A 15,418-nucleotide genomic window follows, 5' to 3' on the forward strand; every position below is an offset into this window, starting at 1 on the left:
CAAGATGGCCACCGGTGGTGGACACGGTATCGATCGTCTCCGACCGCAGTTCCTCCGCAAGCTGCTTGAGCTGCTCGACCGAGAGGTTGCGCATGTCGTGCGGCCACTGCACCCGGTCAAGCTGGGCATAGCGCCCAAGGGTGGGGATGGTGGAGGACGTGTTGCTCTCGCTCATGTCGATCAGTTCCTGCGCTCGACCACGTAATGCACCAGGTCACGCAGGCGATCCGCCTCTGGCCCGAAGATGTCGATATGGGATTCGGCCTGCTCGGCTACGCGCCGCGCCTCGCGCGCGGCGCCTTCCACGCCCAGCAGGGCGACATAGGTGGACTTGCCCGCCGCCTCGTCCTTGCCTGCGGTCTTGCCGAGTTCCTCGGCGCTGGCGGTGGCGTCGAGCACGTCATCGGCAATCTGGAAGGCGGCGCCAAGGTCACGGCCATAGGCCGAGATGCGCTTGCGCACGTCATCGCTGGCCTGGCCAAGGATGGCCCCGGCCTCGGCGGAATAGCGGATCAGGCAGCCGGTCTTGAGCGCATGCAGGCGGGCGACTTCCTCAAGCGACAGCGCGCGGCCTTCGCCTTCCATGTCGATCATCTGGCCACCCACCATGCCAGCCGCGCCCGAGGCATCGGCCAGCGCGCGCACGAGGTTGATGCGTACTTCGGCTGAGGCATGCGTGAGCGGATTGGCCAGGATGTCGAACGACATGGTCTGCAGCGCGTCACCGGCGAGGATGGCGGTGGCCTCGTCAAACTTGCGGTGAGTGGAGGGCTGGCCCCGGCGCAGGTCGTCATCATCCATGGCGGGCAGGTCGTCATGCACGAGCGAGTAGGCATGCAGCATCTCGACCGAGGCTGCGACACGGTCGGCCGCCTCAGGGCTGGCCTTGAACAGGCTGGCCACTTCGGCCACCAGGTAGCCACGCAGGCGCTTGCCGCCGCCAAGGGTGGCATAGCGCATGGCATCGATCAGGCGGGCCTCGCCGCCTTCCACGCGCGGGAGCAGGCGGTCGATCATCGCCTCGATGGCAGTGGCGCGCGCGGACATGGATGCACGCAGACGGACCATGCGATCCGTTCCGTCTGTTTGGGACGAGGGTGCTGTTGTTTGGCTCATCTGGTGCATCAATCCATTGGTTTCGCTTCCAGCGCGCCATCGGCACGCTGGACAATCGCCTGAACGCGGGCCTCGGCCTCGTCCAGTTTCTTCTGACAGTACTGTCGCAGGGCGGCGCCACGCTCATAGGCGGTAATCGCGTCTTCCAGCCGCAGCTGGCCGACCTCAAGCTGGCGCACGATGGCTTCAAGTTCGGCCAGAGCCTCCTCGAAGGAAAGGTTGGTCAGGTCATCGGTCATGTGGGCGCGGCACTTCCTGAAATAACGGGGCTGGCGGAGGCATTACATCCTTGTAGGCCCTCCTGCCAAGGGGACAACGTGTTTTACGGCATTTTGGAGTCTAGGCCGGGGCCGGTGACGCGGGGGTAGTGGGTGTTGTGTCGGGCCTGCGGCGGATGACGAAGGAGAGCGTGCCGCCTTCCTCGCCAAAAGCGATGAGGGCATGGCCCGTTTCGCGGCAGAAAGCCTGGAAATCCGCAACCGAGGCCCGGTCAGTCGCGATCACGCGCAGCCGCGCGCCCGGGGGCAGCCCGCGCAGCATGCGGTTGGCCTTGAGCACGGGCAGCGGGCAGGTCAGGCCGCGCGCGTCTAGCAGGATTTCACTCATGGGTGGCCATGCCTCCTTGGTGGTTGGCAGCTATGCCCTTGCATCAGGGTTTGATGTTGCGTGCAGGTACGATCATAAAAGCAAATGCGCCACTGATAAAACATGATGAAAGAAAGACTCCGGATGGCCGACTATCGTATTGGAATTGATTTTGGTGGTACCAAGATCGAAATAACCGCCCTCGGCATGGATGGCGCAGAGCTGCTGCGTCGCCGCATTGCCAATCCTGGCAACTATCCTGCGGCCATCGAGGCCATGTGCGACCTTATCCGGGGTGTTGATCATGAACTCGGGGGCACCGGCACGGTTGGAATCGGCATTCCCGGTTCCATCAGCCCCGATACGGGCGTGATCAAGAATGCCAACGCCACGTGGCTCAACAACCAGCCCCTGATCGTTGACATGACGGCAGCGCTCGGGCGCGAGGTGCGCATCGAGAATGATGCGAACTGCTTTGCGCTGTCAGAGGCGATCGATGGCGCGGGGGCAGGGTATCGCAACGTGTTTGGCGTGATCATCGGCACCGGCATGGGGGCGGGCATCGTGGTCGACCAGAAGCTGCTGATCGGCCATAACCACATTGCGGGCGAATGGGGGCATGTGCCGCTGCCGTGGCCGCGCATCGAGGAATTTCCCATGCCCAAATGCTTCTGCGGCAATGAAGGCTGCATGGAGCGCTTTCTCAGCGGCTCGGCGCTTGCACAGGACTGGAAAGGCCCCGGCCATCGCAGCGCCGCCCATATCGAGCAGGAGGCCGAGGCAGGCGACCTGACCGCCATCGGCGCGCTCGACCGCTACATGGACCGCATGGCCCGCGCCTGCGCCATGGCCATCAACTTCATGGACCCCGACATCATCGTGCTTGGTGGGGGCGTGTCGAACCTTGATTCGATCTATGACCGTGTGCCCCGCCTCATGCGGCGCTATGTCATCACTCCCAACTGCACCACGCCGATCGTGCGCAACAAGCATGGCGACAGTTCGGGCGTGCGCGGTGCCGCATGGCTGTGGGATGATCACCACACGGCATGAAGCCCCGGCGGGGGCAGGCTGTTTTAGCCTTCCCCCTCGGCCTCCACATCCGGGGCACGGAAGCCCGTGGCCACCACGTAAAGTTCGCTGGATTCCTTGCGGCTTGCGGGCGGCTTGGCGTGGCGGACCTGGGTAAACAGGCGCTTGAGTTCAGCCAGCATCTGCTTTTCCGACCCGCCCTGGAACACTTTGGCCACGAACGCGCCGCCGGGGGCAAGGATGCGCGTTGCAAAATCCAGTGCCAGTTCGGCAAGGCCGATGATGCGCAGGTGATCGGTCGGCGCATGGCCCGTGGTGTTGGGCGCCATGTCGGACATGACCACGTTGGCCCGCCCGCCGAGCAGTTCCGTCAGGCGGCCGGGCATGTCGGGGTCGTTGAAATCCCCTTCGATGATGGTCGCACCTGGCACCGGGTCAACCGGCAGCAGGTCCACGCCCACCACCTCGGCAGCCCCCCGCTTGACCGCGACCTGTGTCCAGCCGCCCGGTGCCGCGCCAAGATCGACAATGCGCGTGCCGGGCGTGATCAGGTGAAAACGGTCATCGAGTTCGATCAGCTTGAAGGCCGCACGCGAGCGCCAGCCCTGCTTCTGGGCGGCCTGCACGTAGGGGTCGTTGAGCTGGCGCTGCAGCCAGCGGTGCTGCGCGGTGGTGCGCCCGCGGGCCTTCTTTACGGTTACGGTCTTGGTGCGGTTGGACTGGGCAGCCTGCCCGTCGCTGGCGCTGTCACCGCCGGGAGTGAGACTGCTGGTACGGGCCTTGCCCGGAATGCGGGTGGTGGAACGCTGCTTCATGACGGGACGCGGTCAGGGGCTGACCTGGTGCTCCAAACGATTGTACAGGGAAAAGGAAGGCGGCGCGGTGGCTGGGGCCGCCTGTCGCCTGCGGTCGCCAATCATGCGTAAAAGCAGGCCGTCGCGCAATCCCCGGTCGGCCACGGTCACGTCCGGCATGGGCCATGTGGTGACGATGGCCTCGAATATGGCGCAGCCCGGCAGGATGTAGCGCGCGCGCTCCGCCCCGATGATGGGGTTGCGCACCAGCCCCTCGAGCCCGCCCGCGCGCAGGGTGTCGATCATGCTCAGGGCACGGGGCACGGACAGGGCGGAGCCATCAATGCTGGCCCGGTCGTAACGGTCCTGGCCCAGGGCAAGGCTGGCCAGCGTGGTCACGGTGCCGCTGGTGCCCAGCAGCATGACATTCTGGCGCGCGATTTCACGCGCGATGCAGTGCACGTCGTCAAAGCCGCGCAGCACGTCGCTGATTTCGGATACGACGCCGTGATAGCCCCGATCGGTAAAGATATCGGCGCCGTGGCGCTCGGCCAGGGTCATAATGCCCACCGGCAGGCTGACATAGCCCGAAAGGTCATGCCGCCCGGCCTCGCGGTCGATGCGCGCCCAGGCGATCTCGGTCGAGCCACCACCAATATCGAACAGTAGCCCGCGGCTGGTGCCCGCCCGCCCGCCCTGCAGCAGCGAGGTGCAGGCCGCAAGGGCAAGCTCGGCCTCCTCCCGCGCGGAAATGACGGATATGTCGAGCCCGGTCTCGCGCAGCACGCGGCCGATGAACTCCATGCCATTGGCCGCCCGCCTGCATGCCTCGGTGGCAATGGCGCGGTGGCCATGCAGGTCGTACAATCCCATGCGCGCCACGCAGGCTTGCAGGGCGGCGAGCGTGCGCTCCATGGCGGCATCGGCCAGCTGGCCGGAATGGTGCAGCCCTTCGCCAAGGCGCACGGCACGGCTGAAACTGTCGATCACGCGCAGGCCGTGTTCGCCCGCGCGCGCAATGAGCAGGCGGCAGTTATGGGTGCCAAGGTCGATGGCGGCATAAAGCGGCGCGCGCATGAAGCGGCGGTGCGGGGCGGCCGGGTGGGGCGCAATCCCTGCCAGCGGGCGTATCTGTGCACTGTGCGGCTGCTGGACCATGTTCATCCCAAACCCGTTTGACGGCCAAGGTATTACCTATTGTGTTGAGTGTTCTGCGCAAAACGCAAGACAAAAGAGAAAAGTTTATAAAAATGCGCAGCAGGGGGTTGCACGCCCTGAAGCAGGCCGGTATATGCCTGATCACCGCAGCGCATCGCGCCGCTCTCTCCTTGCTGGGGGATAGTTTAGCGGTAGAACTACCGGCTCTGACCCGGTCAGCCCTGGTTCGAATCCAGGTCCCCCAGCCAAATTTTCCCTTAAAAATTGATTGTGGTTTGCAGCCTGTCGTTCGACAAGGCTGTTTTTTTTGTGCTTCCGGCTACCGTTCCACCCACCGGCTGAGTGTGCGGGCGAATAGCGGGCCGGTAAACAGCACGAGCACGAAGCGCACGGTCTGCATGGCCATGACGAAAGGCATGTCAACGCCTGGCGTGGTGGCCGCGATAATGGCCACGGTATCCTCGCCCCCCGGGCTGGTGGCCAGATAGGCGGTGAGCAGCGAGACATGCTTGAAATGGGCCAGGACGAGCGCCATTGCCCCGCAGCCTGCAATCATCAATGTAATGGCGATCAGTATGTAAGGAAACGCGCGGGCGGCATAATGCAGCGTGGCGCGTGTAAACCGCAGGCCGATGCCCCAGCCCAGCACCGCGTAACCGGTAGCGAGAAACCATGGTGGCAGCTCGATCGAGAGCAGGCCCGTATCCTGTAGCCCCGTTGCAAAAATAAGCGGCACCATGAGCGCACCGGCTGAAAGCCGTAACATATGGGCCAGGTACACGCCGGCCACGATGATGCCGATCGTCGCGCCAAAGGCGGGCCAGGATGCGGGCATTGCCCAGAACACGCTTGCCGCCCCGTCAGCCATGACCGGGGTTGTGCTGCGTGCCATGGTGGTTGCTGCTATGGCCACGGCGGCGGCGCGGAAATACTGCATGAAGGCAACAAGCCGCATATCCGCGCCATAGCCCTGCGACATCAGCGTCATGACCGTGGCGGCACCCGGCGAGGCGCCCCACAGGGCCGTGCTGCCGGGCAGGATCTTCCACCGTGCCAGGCAGAAGCCGATCAGGGTGCACAGAACGATCACGCACAGGACCCCACCCAGGAAAAACGGTCCCTCGCCCATGACCTTGTAAAAAATACTGACCTTCAGGCTGCGTGCGATCATGCACCCCACAATGCCCTGCGCCAGCAAAAAGGCGGGGCCGGGAATGGGGAGGTGGGCCTCATTGACCGCCAGCACGACGGCGGCGAACATCGGCCCGATCAGGATGGCGGCAGGCAGGTGCAGCGCATGCAGCGGCACGGTAAGGGCAACTGACAGGGCAAGCAGGCAGCACCACTTCATGCCCATGTTGCCATTCCGGAATGAAAGGCGCGTGGCGGAAGTCTGCCGGGCAGGGGTGGGCGTTATGTCTGGCATGGAATTTCTCGATCGGACGCAGGCGGCATCAATGCCACGTTTCATCCTGCCCGGATACGGTTTCGCGGTGCTGCTGCCGCGAATGGCTGGTCATTCCCCAAGGAATGGCTTTGTGGGTTGACGGGAGTTTCGGGGCGTCGTCACGCGTGATCCGTGTCGGGGCCGGGCGGCATGGTCGTGCCGCCCGGGCCTTCAGGGGTTGTTCAGGCCGTGATGCCCCCATCTGTCGTCAGTGCCGAGCCGGTGATGAAGCTGGCCTGCGGGCTGGCAAGGAACGAGACCACGGTGGCGATATCGCTCACCTGCCCGTATTCCTTGTGGCACATGAAGCTGCGCAGCAGGTCGGCCGCGGGCCCGGTGGCTGGGTTCATGTCGGTATCGATCGGGCCGGGCTGTACCACGTTGATGGTGATGCCGCGCGGGCCGAGGTCACGCGCAGCCCCCCGGGCAAACCCGTTCAGCGCTGCCTTGGAGGCCGAATAGAGCGAAATGCCGGGGAAGGGGGAGCGATCGGCAAAGGCCGAGCCGATCAGGATGATGCGGCCACCCTTGCTCATGTGGCGCGAGGCCTCGATGGCCTCGATCATCACGGCGCGCACGTTCAGGCCCAGCACGGCATCGACCTGCGCGTCGGTCATCTCGCTCACGTCGCCATGGGGGTAGACGCCCGCATTGCACACCAGCGCATCGATGCGGCCCAGGTCGCGCACCACCTGCTGGATCGCGGCACGGTTGCCATTGCCTTCGCCATCACAGCAGATGGCCATGGCGCGGCGGCCCAGGGCGCGGATTTCGGCCACGGTTTCCTCGGCGGCCTTCTCGTTGCGGGCGTAGGAGATGGCAATGTCATACCCGTCTTTTGCCAGCGCCTTGGCAATGCCCGCGCCAATGCCGCGGCTGCCGCCGGTTACGTAGGCTACGCGTTGGGTCATTTTGTTTTCCTCCCGGTTATTAATGGTGCTTTTTCCTCCTACAGCATGGGGCGGGCAGGGGAAAGCACGGCGCGGGCCATCAAGGGGGTTGATCGGGAATGCCAGGTTGTCTATAGCCTGCGTGTTCGCGCGTCCGGGCCTGTAGGGCATGCCCGGCCGCAATGGCGTTGCTGCCTGTAACAGGGCAGGGCGCAGCCTTTAACCTTAAGGAGAAGCAAATGCCCAAGATGAAGACCAAGTCTTCGGTCAAGAAGCGGTTCAAGATCACCGCCACCGGCAAGGTGCTGGCTGGGCCCGGCAACAAGCGCCACGGCCTGATCAACCGCTCGCAGAAGATGAAGCGCACGAACCGTGGTTCGCAGGTGCTGACTGAAATGGATGGCCGCACTGTAAAGCAGTGGGCTCCCTACGGCCTGGCATAAGGAGCACCTGAGATATGGCACGTGTGAAACGCGGCGTAACGACGCTCGCCCGTCACAAGAAGGTTCTGGCAGCTTCCAAGGGCTTCCGGGGTCGTTCCTCCACTAATTACCGCATCGCGCTGGAACGTCTGGAAAAGTCGCTCCAGTACGCCTACCGCGATCGCCGCAACAAGAAGCGTGAGTTCCGCGCCCTGTGGATCCAGCGTATCAACGCTGCGGTGCGCGAGCATGGCCTGACCTACAGCCGCTTCATCAACGGCCTGGACAAGGCTGGCATCGAGATCGACCGCAAGGTCCTCGCCGCCATCGCCTATGACGACGCGGCAACCTTTGCCGAGATCGTGAAGAAGGCGCAGGCCGCTCTGGCCTGATCCCTGTTCCCGCCCGCGTGGCGACAGGTCCACGAAACGGGTCGTCCGCAGGGGCGGCCCGTTTTGTTTTATACGATGCCCGCGCCCTGCCGCCATGGCGGGTGCGGGCGCAAACACGCGCCGGGTCTGGTGGCCAGACTGCTGCCCTTGCCAGCCCGCCCGATTGAGAGCCTGTGCGAGGTGCTATGAGTGACGATCTCGAAACCCTGAGGGAACAGACAGTTCAGGCACTCGCTGCCGCGACCGACCAGCGCGCGTGGGATGCCGTGCGCGTGGGCACGTTGGGCAAGTCGGGCAGGCTGACCGCGCTGCTCAAGGAACTCGGGCGCATGACGCCGGATGAGCGCCGCGCACGTGGCGCGGCACTCAACCGCCTGCGTGATGACCTGACCCGCCTGATCGAGGCGCGTGGCCAGGAACTCGAGGCAGCAGCCCTCAACGCCCGCCTCGCCGCCGAGCGCGTGGACGTAACGCTGCCCGGCGCGCCAGAAGCCTGCGGCCTGCTGCACCCCATCACCCGCACCATCGAGGAAATGGCCGCCATTTTCGGCGCCATGGGTTTCCAGGTTGCCGAAGGCCCGGATATCGAGAGCGACTGGCACAATTTCTCGGCGCTGAACACGCCCGCCCATCACCCCGCCCGGACCGATCAGGACACGTTCTACCTGCCGCCCGAGGCCGAGGGCCAGCCCGAGCGCGTGCTGCGCACCCAGACATCGGGCGTGCAGATCCGCACCATGCTGGGCCAGGAGCCGCCCATCCGCATCATCGCCCCCGGCCGCACCTACCGCGCCGACCATGATGCCACGCATTCGCCCATGTTCCACCAGTGCGAGGGGCTGGTGATCGAGAAGGGAATTACGCTCGGCCACCTCAAGGGCTGCCTGTCGGACTTCCTGCGTGCGTTCTTCCAGATGCCGGACCTGCCGGTGCGCTTTCGTGCCTCCTACTTTCCGTTCACCGAGCCGTCGATGGAAATCGACATCGGCTGGTCGCGCAGGACCGGCCAGATCGGCGCGGGTGATGACTGGCTGGAAGTGCTGGGTGCCGGCATGGTCCACCCCCGCGTGCTGGCCAATTGCGGGCTGGATGCGCGTGAGTGGCAGGGCTTTGCCTTTGGCATGGGCATCGAGCGGCTGACCATGCTGCGCCATGGCATTCCCGATCTGCGCTCGTTCTATGAAAGCGATGTCCGCTGGCTGCGCCACTACGGCAGCAGCCCCCTGTCTCCCGCCCTGCTGCACGAAGGTCTGTGATCGATGAAGTTCTCCCTGTCCTGGCTGCGCGAACACCTTGAGACCACCGCGACGCTGGAAGAGATCACCGCCACCCTGAACACCATCGGCCTTGAGGTGGAAGGTGTGGAAGACCCGGGTGCCGCGCTGGCGTCCTTCCGCACCGCCCGCATCATCGAGGCCGTGCAGCACCCCAATGCCGATCGCCTGCGCGTGTGCCAGGTCGATGCGGGCGAAGGCTTCGAGCGCGTGCAGGTCGTGTGCGGCGCGCCCAATGCGCGGGCGGGGCTGCATGTGATCTTTGCGCCGCCGGGCACGCATATTCCTGCTTCCGGCATCACCATCAAGGCAGGCAAGCTGCGTGGCGAGGCCAGTGGCGGCATGCTGTGCTCGCTGCGTGAACTGGGCCTTGGCGAGGACCATGACGGCATTGCCGAACTGCCCGATGGCACGGCGCCGGGCCAGTCCTACCCGCTCTTTGCCAAACTTGATGATCCCGTGATCGATATCGCCATCACCCCCAACCGGGGCGATGCGCTGGCCGTGCGTGGCGTGGCGCGCGATCTGGCGGCAGCGGGCCTTGGCAAGCTGAAGCCCTGGCTGGTCGAGACCGTGGAGGGGCAGGGCGAGAGCACCATCAACTGGCGCATCACCTACCCCGAGGCCTGCCCGTGGGTGCTCGGGCGCACCATCCGAGGCGTGAAAAACGGCCCCAGCCCGGCATGGCTGCGCCGCAGGCTGGAATCGATCGGCCTGCGCCCGATCTCGGCGCTGGTCGATATCACCAATTTCTTCACCCATGACCTCGGCCGCCCGCTGCATGTGTTCGATGCGGACAGGATCCGTGGCGGTGAACTGACCATCTGCCGGGGCGCGGGCGAGACCTTTACGGCGCTTGATGGCAGCGAACATGTCATGACGCCTGATGACTGCGTGATTGCCGACAGCAGCGGCGTGCTGTCGCTGGCCGGCATCATGGGCGGGGCGGAGAGTGGCGTGAGCGCGGAGACGACCACCGTGTTCGTGGAATGCGCGCTGTTCGACCCCGTGGCCATTGCGCTGTCCGGGCGGCGGCACAACCTGCACTCCGATGCCCGCCAGCGCTTTGAGCGTGGCGTGGACCAGGCCCTGCCGCCCGCAGCCCTTGAGGCCGCGACGCGCATGATCATCGATCTGTGCGGCGGCGTGGCCGATAATGTGGTCTCCGCCGGGGCGGAGCCCACATGGCAGCGGCAGGCGCATCTGGAATTCGCCCGTCTTGAAACCCTTGGCGGCCTGGTGGAAAAGCCGGATCACGCCGTGCACCTGCTTGAGGGGCTGGGTTTCGAAGTGCGCGAATGCGATGCGCGGCACGTGGTGGTGGACGTGCCCTCGTGGCGTAATGACATTGCAACGCCCATGCTGCTCGACCAGCAGCCCGGCCTGCCCGAGGCCCGCGCCAGGGCCGCGGCGGAAGGGGCTGTGGCGATCAACCCCGAAGTGGACCTGATCGAGGAGGTGCTGCGCCTGCGCGGGCTCGATAGCGTGCCCGCCGTGTCGCTGCCGGTGCATAGCGCCGTGCCGCTGCCAGCCCTGACCCCGCGGCAGGCCCGTATTGCCAGCCTGCGCCGCACGCTTGCCGCGCGCGGATTGCTCGAGACGGTCGGCTTCTCCTTCGTGGCGCAGGAACAGGCCGCCCAGTTTGGTGAAACGCCCGCTGATCTGCACCTGCTCAACCCCATTGCCGCTGACCTCGACCAGATGCGCCCGACCCCGCTGGTCAACCTGCTGGCCGCGATCAAGGCCAACGCGGCACGGGGTTATCCTGATATCGGCCTGTTCGAGGTTGGCCCCGGCTTTGATGCCGATGGCCAGAAGCAGGTCGCAGCCGGTATCCGCAGTGGCCATTCGGCCCGCCAGCCCGGCCAGCCAGCCCGGCCGGTCGACCTGTGGCAGGTCAAGGCCGATACACTGGCAGCCCTCGCGGTGATGGGTGCCGCGATGGAAGGGCTGAGCCTGAGCGCCGATGCCCCCGCTTACTACCATCCGGGCCGCTCGGGCGTGATCCGGCAGGGGCCGAAGCTGGTGCTGGGTCATTTCGGGCAGTTGCATCCCGCCCTGCTGGCCGCGCGCGGCATTGACGTGCCGGTATGCGCGTTCACGCTGTACCCCGATGCGGTGCCCGAGCCCAAGCGCAGGCGCAAGGGGCCGCCCGCGCTCTCGGCCTTCCAGCCGCTCAAGCGTGATTTTGCGTTTGTGGTGGATGCGGATGTGCCGGCGGAAAAACTGCTCAGGGCCGTAAAGGGCGCGGAACGCAACCTGATCGTGGCCGTAAGCCTGTTTGATGTGTATGAGGGCGACAAGGTGCCTGCGGGCCACAAGTCGCTTGGCATCGAGATAACCCTGCAGCCGATGGACGGAACCCTGACCGATGCGGAGATCGAGGCTGTGTGTGACCGGGTGGTGGCCGCCGCGCATAAAAGCTGCAATGCTGTCCTGCGGGGCTGAGAGGCGCGGCTGGGGGCTGGGGCTGGCAGCAATGCTGGCCGTGGCCAGCACGCCCGCCCTTGCCACCGACATAACGGGCGCAGGCTCCAGCTTTGGCGCGCCGATCTATGGCGCGTGGGGGGCCGGGGCGGCAAAGGCCACCGATATCCGCCTCAATTACCAGACCATCGGCTCGGGGGCAGGGCAGAACCAGGTCAAGGCCCGCACGGTGGATTTCGGGGCCTCTGACGCGCCCATGACCGCAGCCCAGCTTCAGCAGAACGGGCTGGTCCAGTTCCCCACCGTGCTGGGTGCCATCGTGCCGGTGGTGAACCTGCCCGGCGTGGATGTCAGCCAGCTGCGCCTGACCGGCCCCCTGCTGGCCGATATCTATGGGGGCGAAATCAGCATGTGGAACGACCCGCGCATCGCGGCGGAAAACCCCGGCCTGACCCTGCCCGCCATGCCCGTGGCCCCGGTGCGCCGGGCGGACGGGTCGGGCACGACCTTCGTGTTCACGTCCTACCTTGCCCGCGTCTCGGAGCACTGGGCGCATGAGCAGGGCAGTGGCACCTCGATCGAATGGCCGGTGGGCGAGGGCGCGCGTGGCAATGACGGCATCGCCGCCGCCGTGCGCAATACCGAAGGCAGCATCGGCTACCTTGAATACGCCTATGCGGCAGGCAATCACATGCCCATGGCCCGGCTGCGCAATCATCATGGTGATGTGGTGGCGGCGGATGATGCAAGTTTCCGCCAGGCCGTGACCACCGCCCACTGGTCAACCGATGCCAGTCATTCTGCCGATGTGCTTGATGGCGATGGCACTGGGGCATGGCCCATCATGGCCGCGACCTATGTGCTGGTCCCGACCGACCGCGCTGATACGCCACAGGGCCGGGCAGTGCGGGAATTCTTTACCTGGAGCATGGCGCATGGCAGCGAGGCAGCGGTGACGCTGAATTACGTGCCTCTGCCCGATGATATCCGCGCCAGCATAACGAGCCTGCTTAAGACCCGGTAAGCGGCCAGAAAATTGTAAAGAAGTTTTTGGTGAAGCTTTTTTCAAAAAGCTTCAGACCTGAAACAGGGCAGGGATCACGCATGGGGCGGCAGATATTTTCGCCACTGCCATTTGCGCCTTTTGTCCCGACACGATAAGCCGGTCTGGCATGACCAAGCCTTCCATTCCCCCTGCGCCTGTGGGCGTTTCCCCCTCCGGCCCGACCATATGGATCATGGCGGGGGAAGCCAGTGGCGACGTGCTGGGCAGCCGCCTCATGATCGCGCTGCGCCAGTTGCGGCCTGACCTGCATTTTGCGGGCATCGGGGGGGAGCGCATGCACGCACAGGGGCTGCAATCGCTTTTCCCGCTGCGTGACCTTGCGGTGATGGGCCTGCTCGAGGTGCTGCCGCGCATCCGCCACCTCTCGCGCAGGCTCGATCAGGCCGTGGCGGATATTACCGCGCGCAGACCCGCACTGGTCATTACCATCGACAGCCCCGGCTTTACCCTGCGCCTGCTGCGCCGGATCGCGCCGCTCTCCATTCCCCGCCTGCATTACGTGGCCCCGCAGGTCTGGGCGTGGCGCGAGCACAGGGTGCGCGAATTTCCCGGCCTGTGGGAGCGCATGCTGTGCCTGCTGCCCTTCGAGCCGGAATTCTTCGCACGCCACGGCATCGAGGCGCGTTTTGTTGGTCATCCGGTGGTGCAGTCGGGGGCGGATGAGGGGTCGGCTGCGGCCTTCAGGGCGCGTTACAAAATTGCGCCAGAGGCGCCCATTCTCGTGCTCATGCCCGGCAGCCGCCGCTCGGAGGCGCCGCGCCTGCTGCCGGTCTTTGGTCGCATGCTGGCCCTCGTGCAGCGTAACAGGCCAGATATCGTGGCCGTGGTGCCGGTCTCGCCCGTTATTGCCGATATCGTGCGCGCGGGTGTGGCCCGGTGGCCAGTGCGGCCCCTGATCGTGACCGATGTGTATGACAAGCATGATGCGTTTGCCGCGGCCTCCGCGGCGCTGACCAAATCAGGCACCTCCACGCTGGAGCTGGCCATGGCCAACGTGCCCATGGCCGTGACCTACCGCGTCAATCCGCTGACGGCAGCCATTGCGCGGCGGCTGATCCGCGTGCCGTACGTGGCCATGGTCAACCTGCTGGCGGGCCACCGGCTGGTGCCCGAACTGCTGCAGGAGCGCTGCACGCCCGAACTGCTGGCCGCCACCGTCGAGCGCCTGCTGGCAGACGCCGCCAGCCGCGACCTGCAACGCACCGGGTTTGCCCATATCCGCGCGGCCCTGCATGGCCCGGGCGAAAACCCGGCCCATGCGGCGGCCCGCGAGATTATTGACCTGCTGGGGGCGGGGCAGGCGGCGCGGCCTGGCCCGGTGTTGCAGGGGCAGTAGCAGCAGGCGGGGCGGCGGGTTCGTTTTCCGAGATCAGGGCATGCATTTCGTTGCGCAGCATGAAAAAGCCCATGAGGACCGTGCCCACCACGGTAATGCCGATCCAGACCAGCTTGGTGATCTGTTCGCGTTTTTCTTCGTCGTTTTCCTGCATGATCCGTTCAGCCCTTGCCATAAAGTGTTTCAGCCGCGACCTCCGGCTGCGTGATCTCCACGATCCCTTCGGGGCGCAGCGCGTTATAGAAGCAGCTGCGCCGCCCGGTGTGGCAGGCAACGCCTTTCTGGTCGACCAGCAGCAGCACCGCATCGCGGTCGCAATCCAGCCGGGCATCCACCAGGGTCTGCACCTGGCCCGATGTCTCGCCCTTGCGCCATAAACCGTTGCGGCTGCGCGAGAAGTAGCACACGCGGCCCGTGCGCAGGGTCTCGTCCAGCGCCTCGGCATTCATCCACGCCAGCATCAGTACCTCGCCGCTGTCATGTTGCTGGGCGATGGCGGTTATCAGGCCATCGGCATTGAATTTGACGCGCTCGAGCATGGCGGCGCGCGTGGCCGGCGCAGGCGGTGTGTAAGACATGGATCTTGACCTTGGAACGTGAAAAACGGGGGCGGGCGGGCCGCCTTATTGCGGTTTGGCGGGCAGGCTGAACCACTGCGGCAGATGCACCTGCACTGCATGGCCTGCCGCCACAAGATCGGTGTCGTGCAGATGCTCGCTGCGGATCATGGCCAGTCCCGTGCCATCGCGTGAGGAGCGCATCTCGCCCACCGTCTTTTCCCCAGCCATGACGGGCGTGCCCGGCACGGGCAGGTCGTGGCGGGACGATACGGGCACGAGATGGCGGCGCACCAGCCCCCGGTAGCGCGTGCGCGCGGTCAGTTCCTGGCCCATGTAGCAGCCCTTGGTCCATGAAATGCCATTGAGCTGGTCGAAATTGGCTTCGAGCAGCAGGGTTTTATCGCTTTCACAGTCACGCGGCCCATCGGGCAGGCCTAGCGCCAGGCGATGACGGTCGTACTCCACTTCATCCGTCGTAGGGTGGGGCGTGGGGTGACCCAGCAGGAAGCGCCAGCCCGCCCCGGCCACACGCGGGTCGGGGGCTGCGGGATAGCCTTCGGGCGCGGTGAAGCCTTCGCCCCAGGCCGCATGCACGGCGTAGCCGGTCTCGCCGAGTTCGACCTGCGCGCGCAGGCGGTAGCGCGACAGGCGCTGGCGCAGCATGTCGGCCTGGCTGGCATCGCAGTCAAGCAGCAGGCGCTCGCCCTCGAGATCGGCAAAAACAAAGAAATCCGCCAGCCATTTACCCTGTGCCGACAGGAACGCGGTCCAGGCCGCCCGGCCGGGGACAACCGTGGTCATGTCGTTGGAGACAAGCCCCTGCAGGAAGGAGACGCGGTCAGCACCTGATACGCTGAGCACGCTGCGGGCGGGAAGGTGAGCAATTCTGGCCATGGGTGCAATCTGACCACGCCCGTGC

Annotated in this window: 18 protein-coding genes and 1 tRNA gene; 8 read left to right on the forward strand and 11 right to left on the reverse strand. The window is 65.6% G+C overall.

Going from position 1 to position 15,418, the window contains the following annotated elements; translation table 11 throughout:
- From OQZ28_RS06780 to OQZ28_RS06795, 4 genes are all read right to left on the reverse strand, one after another.
- Nucleotides 1-175 (reverse strand): 1-deoxy-D-xylulose-5-phosphate synthase N-terminal domain-containing protein (locus tag OQZ28_RS06780; RefSeq protein WP_458135751.1); only part of this gene is annotated, 175 nt, incomplete at its 3' end.
- A 5-nt stretch (nucleotides 176-180) separates the two neighbouring features.
- Complete coding sequence (locus tag OQZ28_RS06785; RefSeq protein WP_458135584.1) at nucleotides 181-1,068, reverse strand: polyprenyl synthetase family protein; 888 nt, start codon at nucleotides 1,066-1,068, stop codon at nucleotides 181-183.
- 56 nt (nucleotides 1,069-1,124) lie between these two features.
- On the reverse strand, nucleotides 1,125-1,355 hold the full coding sequence (locus tag OQZ28_RS06790; RefSeq protein ID WP_061271667.1) for an exodeoxyribonuclease VII small subunit: 231 nt from the start codon (nucleotides 1,353-1,355) through the stop codon (nucleotides 1,125-1,127).
- 100 nt (nucleotides 1,356-1,455) lie between these two features.
- A complete protein-coding gene (locus OQZ28_RS06795; RefSeq protein WP_130731023.1) occupies nucleotides 1,456-1,722 on the reverse strand; it encodes a sulfurtransferase TusA family protein in 267 nt (88 codons plus the stop codon).
- 123 nt (nucleotides 1,723-1,845) lie between these two features.
- Between OQZ28_RS06795 and OQZ28_RS06800 the strand changes: the two genes are divergently transcribed.
- Nucleotides 1,846-2,754 (forward strand): ROK family protein, encoded by a 909-nt coding sequence (locus OQZ28_RS06800; RefSeq protein WP_130731022.1) that lies wholly within the window; start codon nucleotides 1,846-1,848, stop codon nucleotides 2,752-2,754.
- A gap of 23 nt (nucleotides 2,755-2,777) precedes the next feature.
- Here the strand turns inward: OQZ28_RS06800 and OQZ28_RS06805 are convergent, their stop codons facing one another.
- Together OQZ28_RS06805 and OQZ28_RS06810 are read right to left on the reverse strand one after the other, a co-directional pair.
- A complete protein-coding gene (locus OQZ28_RS06805) occupies nucleotides 2,778-3,548 on the reverse strand; it encodes an RlmE family RNA methyltransferase (protein WP_458135585.1) in 771 nt (256 codons plus the stop codon).
- Nucleotides 3,549-3,560: 12 nt separating this feature from the next.
- Nucleotides 3,561-4,691 carry a Ppx/GppA phosphatase family protein gene (locus OQZ28_RS06810; protein ID WP_458135586.1) on the reverse strand — a complete coding sequence of 377 codons (1,131 nt, stop codon included), beginning with the start codon at nucleotides 4,689-4,691 and terminating at the stop codon, nucleotides 3,561-3,563.
- A 168-nt stretch (nucleotides 4,692-4,859) separates the two neighbouring features.
- Here OQZ28_RS06810 and OQZ28_RS06815 point away from each other — a divergent pair.
- Nucleotides 4,860-4,933, forward strand: a tRNA-Gln gene (locus OQZ28_RS06815).
- A 71-nt stretch (nucleotides 4,934-5,004) separates the two neighbouring features.
- Here the strand turns inward: OQZ28_RS06815 and OQZ28_RS06820 are convergent.
- The gene (locus OQZ28_RS06820; RefSeq protein ID WP_458135587.1) at nucleotides 5,005-6,111 is read right to left on the reverse strand and encodes an AbrB family transcriptional regulator; all 1,107 of its coding nucleotides are present in this window, start codon (nucleotides 6,109-6,111) and stop codon (nucleotides 5,005-5,007) included.
- 203 nt (nucleotides 6,112-6,314) lie between these two features.
- Nucleotides 6,315-7,043 (reverse strand): SDR family NAD(P)-dependent oxidoreductase, encoded by a 729-nt coding sequence (locus OQZ28_RS06825; RefSeq protein WP_458135588.1) that lies wholly within the window; start codon nucleotides 7,041-7,043, stop codon nucleotides 6,315-6,317.
- A gap of 218 nt (nucleotides 7,044-7,261) precedes the next feature.
- Between OQZ28_RS06825 and rpmI the strand changes: the two genes are divergently transcribed.
- From rpmI to lpxB, 6 genes are all read left to right on the forward strand, one after another.
- Nucleotides 7,262-7,465 carry a 50S ribosomal protein L35 gene (gene rpmI / locus OQZ28_RS06830; protein ID WP_007400447.1) on the forward strand — a complete coding sequence of 68 codons (204 nt, stop codon included), beginning with the start codon at nucleotides 7,262-7,264 and terminating at the stop codon, nucleotides 7,463-7,465.
- A 14-nt stretch (nucleotides 7,466-7,479) separates the two neighbouring features.
- Nucleotides 7,480-7,836: a 50S ribosomal protein L20 gene (gene rplT, locus OQZ28_RS06835; protein WP_014104634.1), complete on the forward strand. Its 357-nt coding sequence runs from the start codon at nucleotides 7,480-7,482 to the stop codon at nucleotides 7,834-7,836.
- 185 nt (nucleotides 7,837-8,021) lie between these two features.
- Nucleotides 8,022-9,092, forward strand: a complete 1,071-nt coding sequence (pheS, locus tag OQZ28_RS06840) for a phenylalanine--tRNA ligase subunit alpha (RefSeq protein WP_458135589.1) — start codon at nucleotides 8,022-8,024, stop codon at nucleotides 9,090-9,092.
- Between the two features lie 3 nt (nucleotides 9,093-9,095).
- Nucleotides 9,096-11,558 carry a phenylalanine--tRNA ligase subunit beta gene (gene pheT, locus OQZ28_RS06845; RefSeq protein ID WP_458135590.1) on the forward strand — a complete coding sequence of 821 codons (2,463 nt, stop codon included), beginning with the start codon at nucleotides 9,096-9,098 and terminating at the stop codon, nucleotides 11,556-11,558.
- Nucleotides 11,539-12,561, forward strand: a complete 1,023-nt coding sequence (gene pstS, locus OQZ28_RS06850) for a phosphate ABC transporter substrate-binding protein PstS (protein ID WP_458135591.1) — start codon at nucleotides 11,539-11,541, stop codon at nucleotides 12,559-12,561. The genes pheT and pstS overlap by 20 nt, the downstream gene beginning before the upstream one ends.
- A 148-nt stretch (nucleotides 12,562-12,709) precedes the next feature.
- Nucleotides 12,710-13,939, forward strand: a complete 1,230-nt coding sequence (lpxB, locus tag OQZ28_RS06855) for a lipid-A-disaccharide synthase (protein ID WP_458135592.1) — start codon at nucleotides 12,710-12,712, stop codon at nucleotides 13,937-13,939.
- Here the strand turns inward: lpxB and OQZ28_RS06860 are convergent.
- Genes OQZ28_RS06860 through ygfZ form a run of 3 tightly spaced genes read right to left on the reverse strand, consistent with a single transcriptional unit; the run spans nucleotide 13,878 to nucleotide 15,393 of the window.
- Nucleotides 13,878-14,093: a hypothetical protein gene (locus OQZ28_RS06860; RefSeq protein WP_458135593.1), complete on the reverse strand. Its 216-nt coding sequence runs from the start codon at nucleotides 14,091-14,093 to the stop codon at nucleotides 13,878-13,880. The two genes, lpxB and OQZ28_RS06860, sit on opposite strands and share 62 nt — an antisense overlap.
- 7 nt (nucleotides 14,094-14,100) lie before the next feature.
- Complete coding sequence (gene hisI, locus OQZ28_RS06865; protein ID WP_458135594.1) at nucleotides 14,101-14,517, reverse strand: phosphoribosyl-AMP cyclohydrolase; 417 nt, start codon at nucleotides 14,515-14,517, stop codon at nucleotides 14,101-14,103.
- 45 nt (nucleotides 14,518-14,562) lie between these two features.
- Complete coding sequence (gene ygfZ, locus OQZ28_RS06870; protein WP_458135595.1) at nucleotides 14,563-15,393, reverse strand: CAF17-like 4Fe-4S cluster assembly/insertion protein YgfZ; 831 nt, start codon at nucleotides 15,391-15,393, stop codon at nucleotides 14,563-14,565.
- Between the last annotated feature and the right edge of the window lie 25 nt (nucleotides 15,394-15,418).

It is taken from the genome of Komagataeibacter sp. NFXK3 (assembly GCF_054182245.1).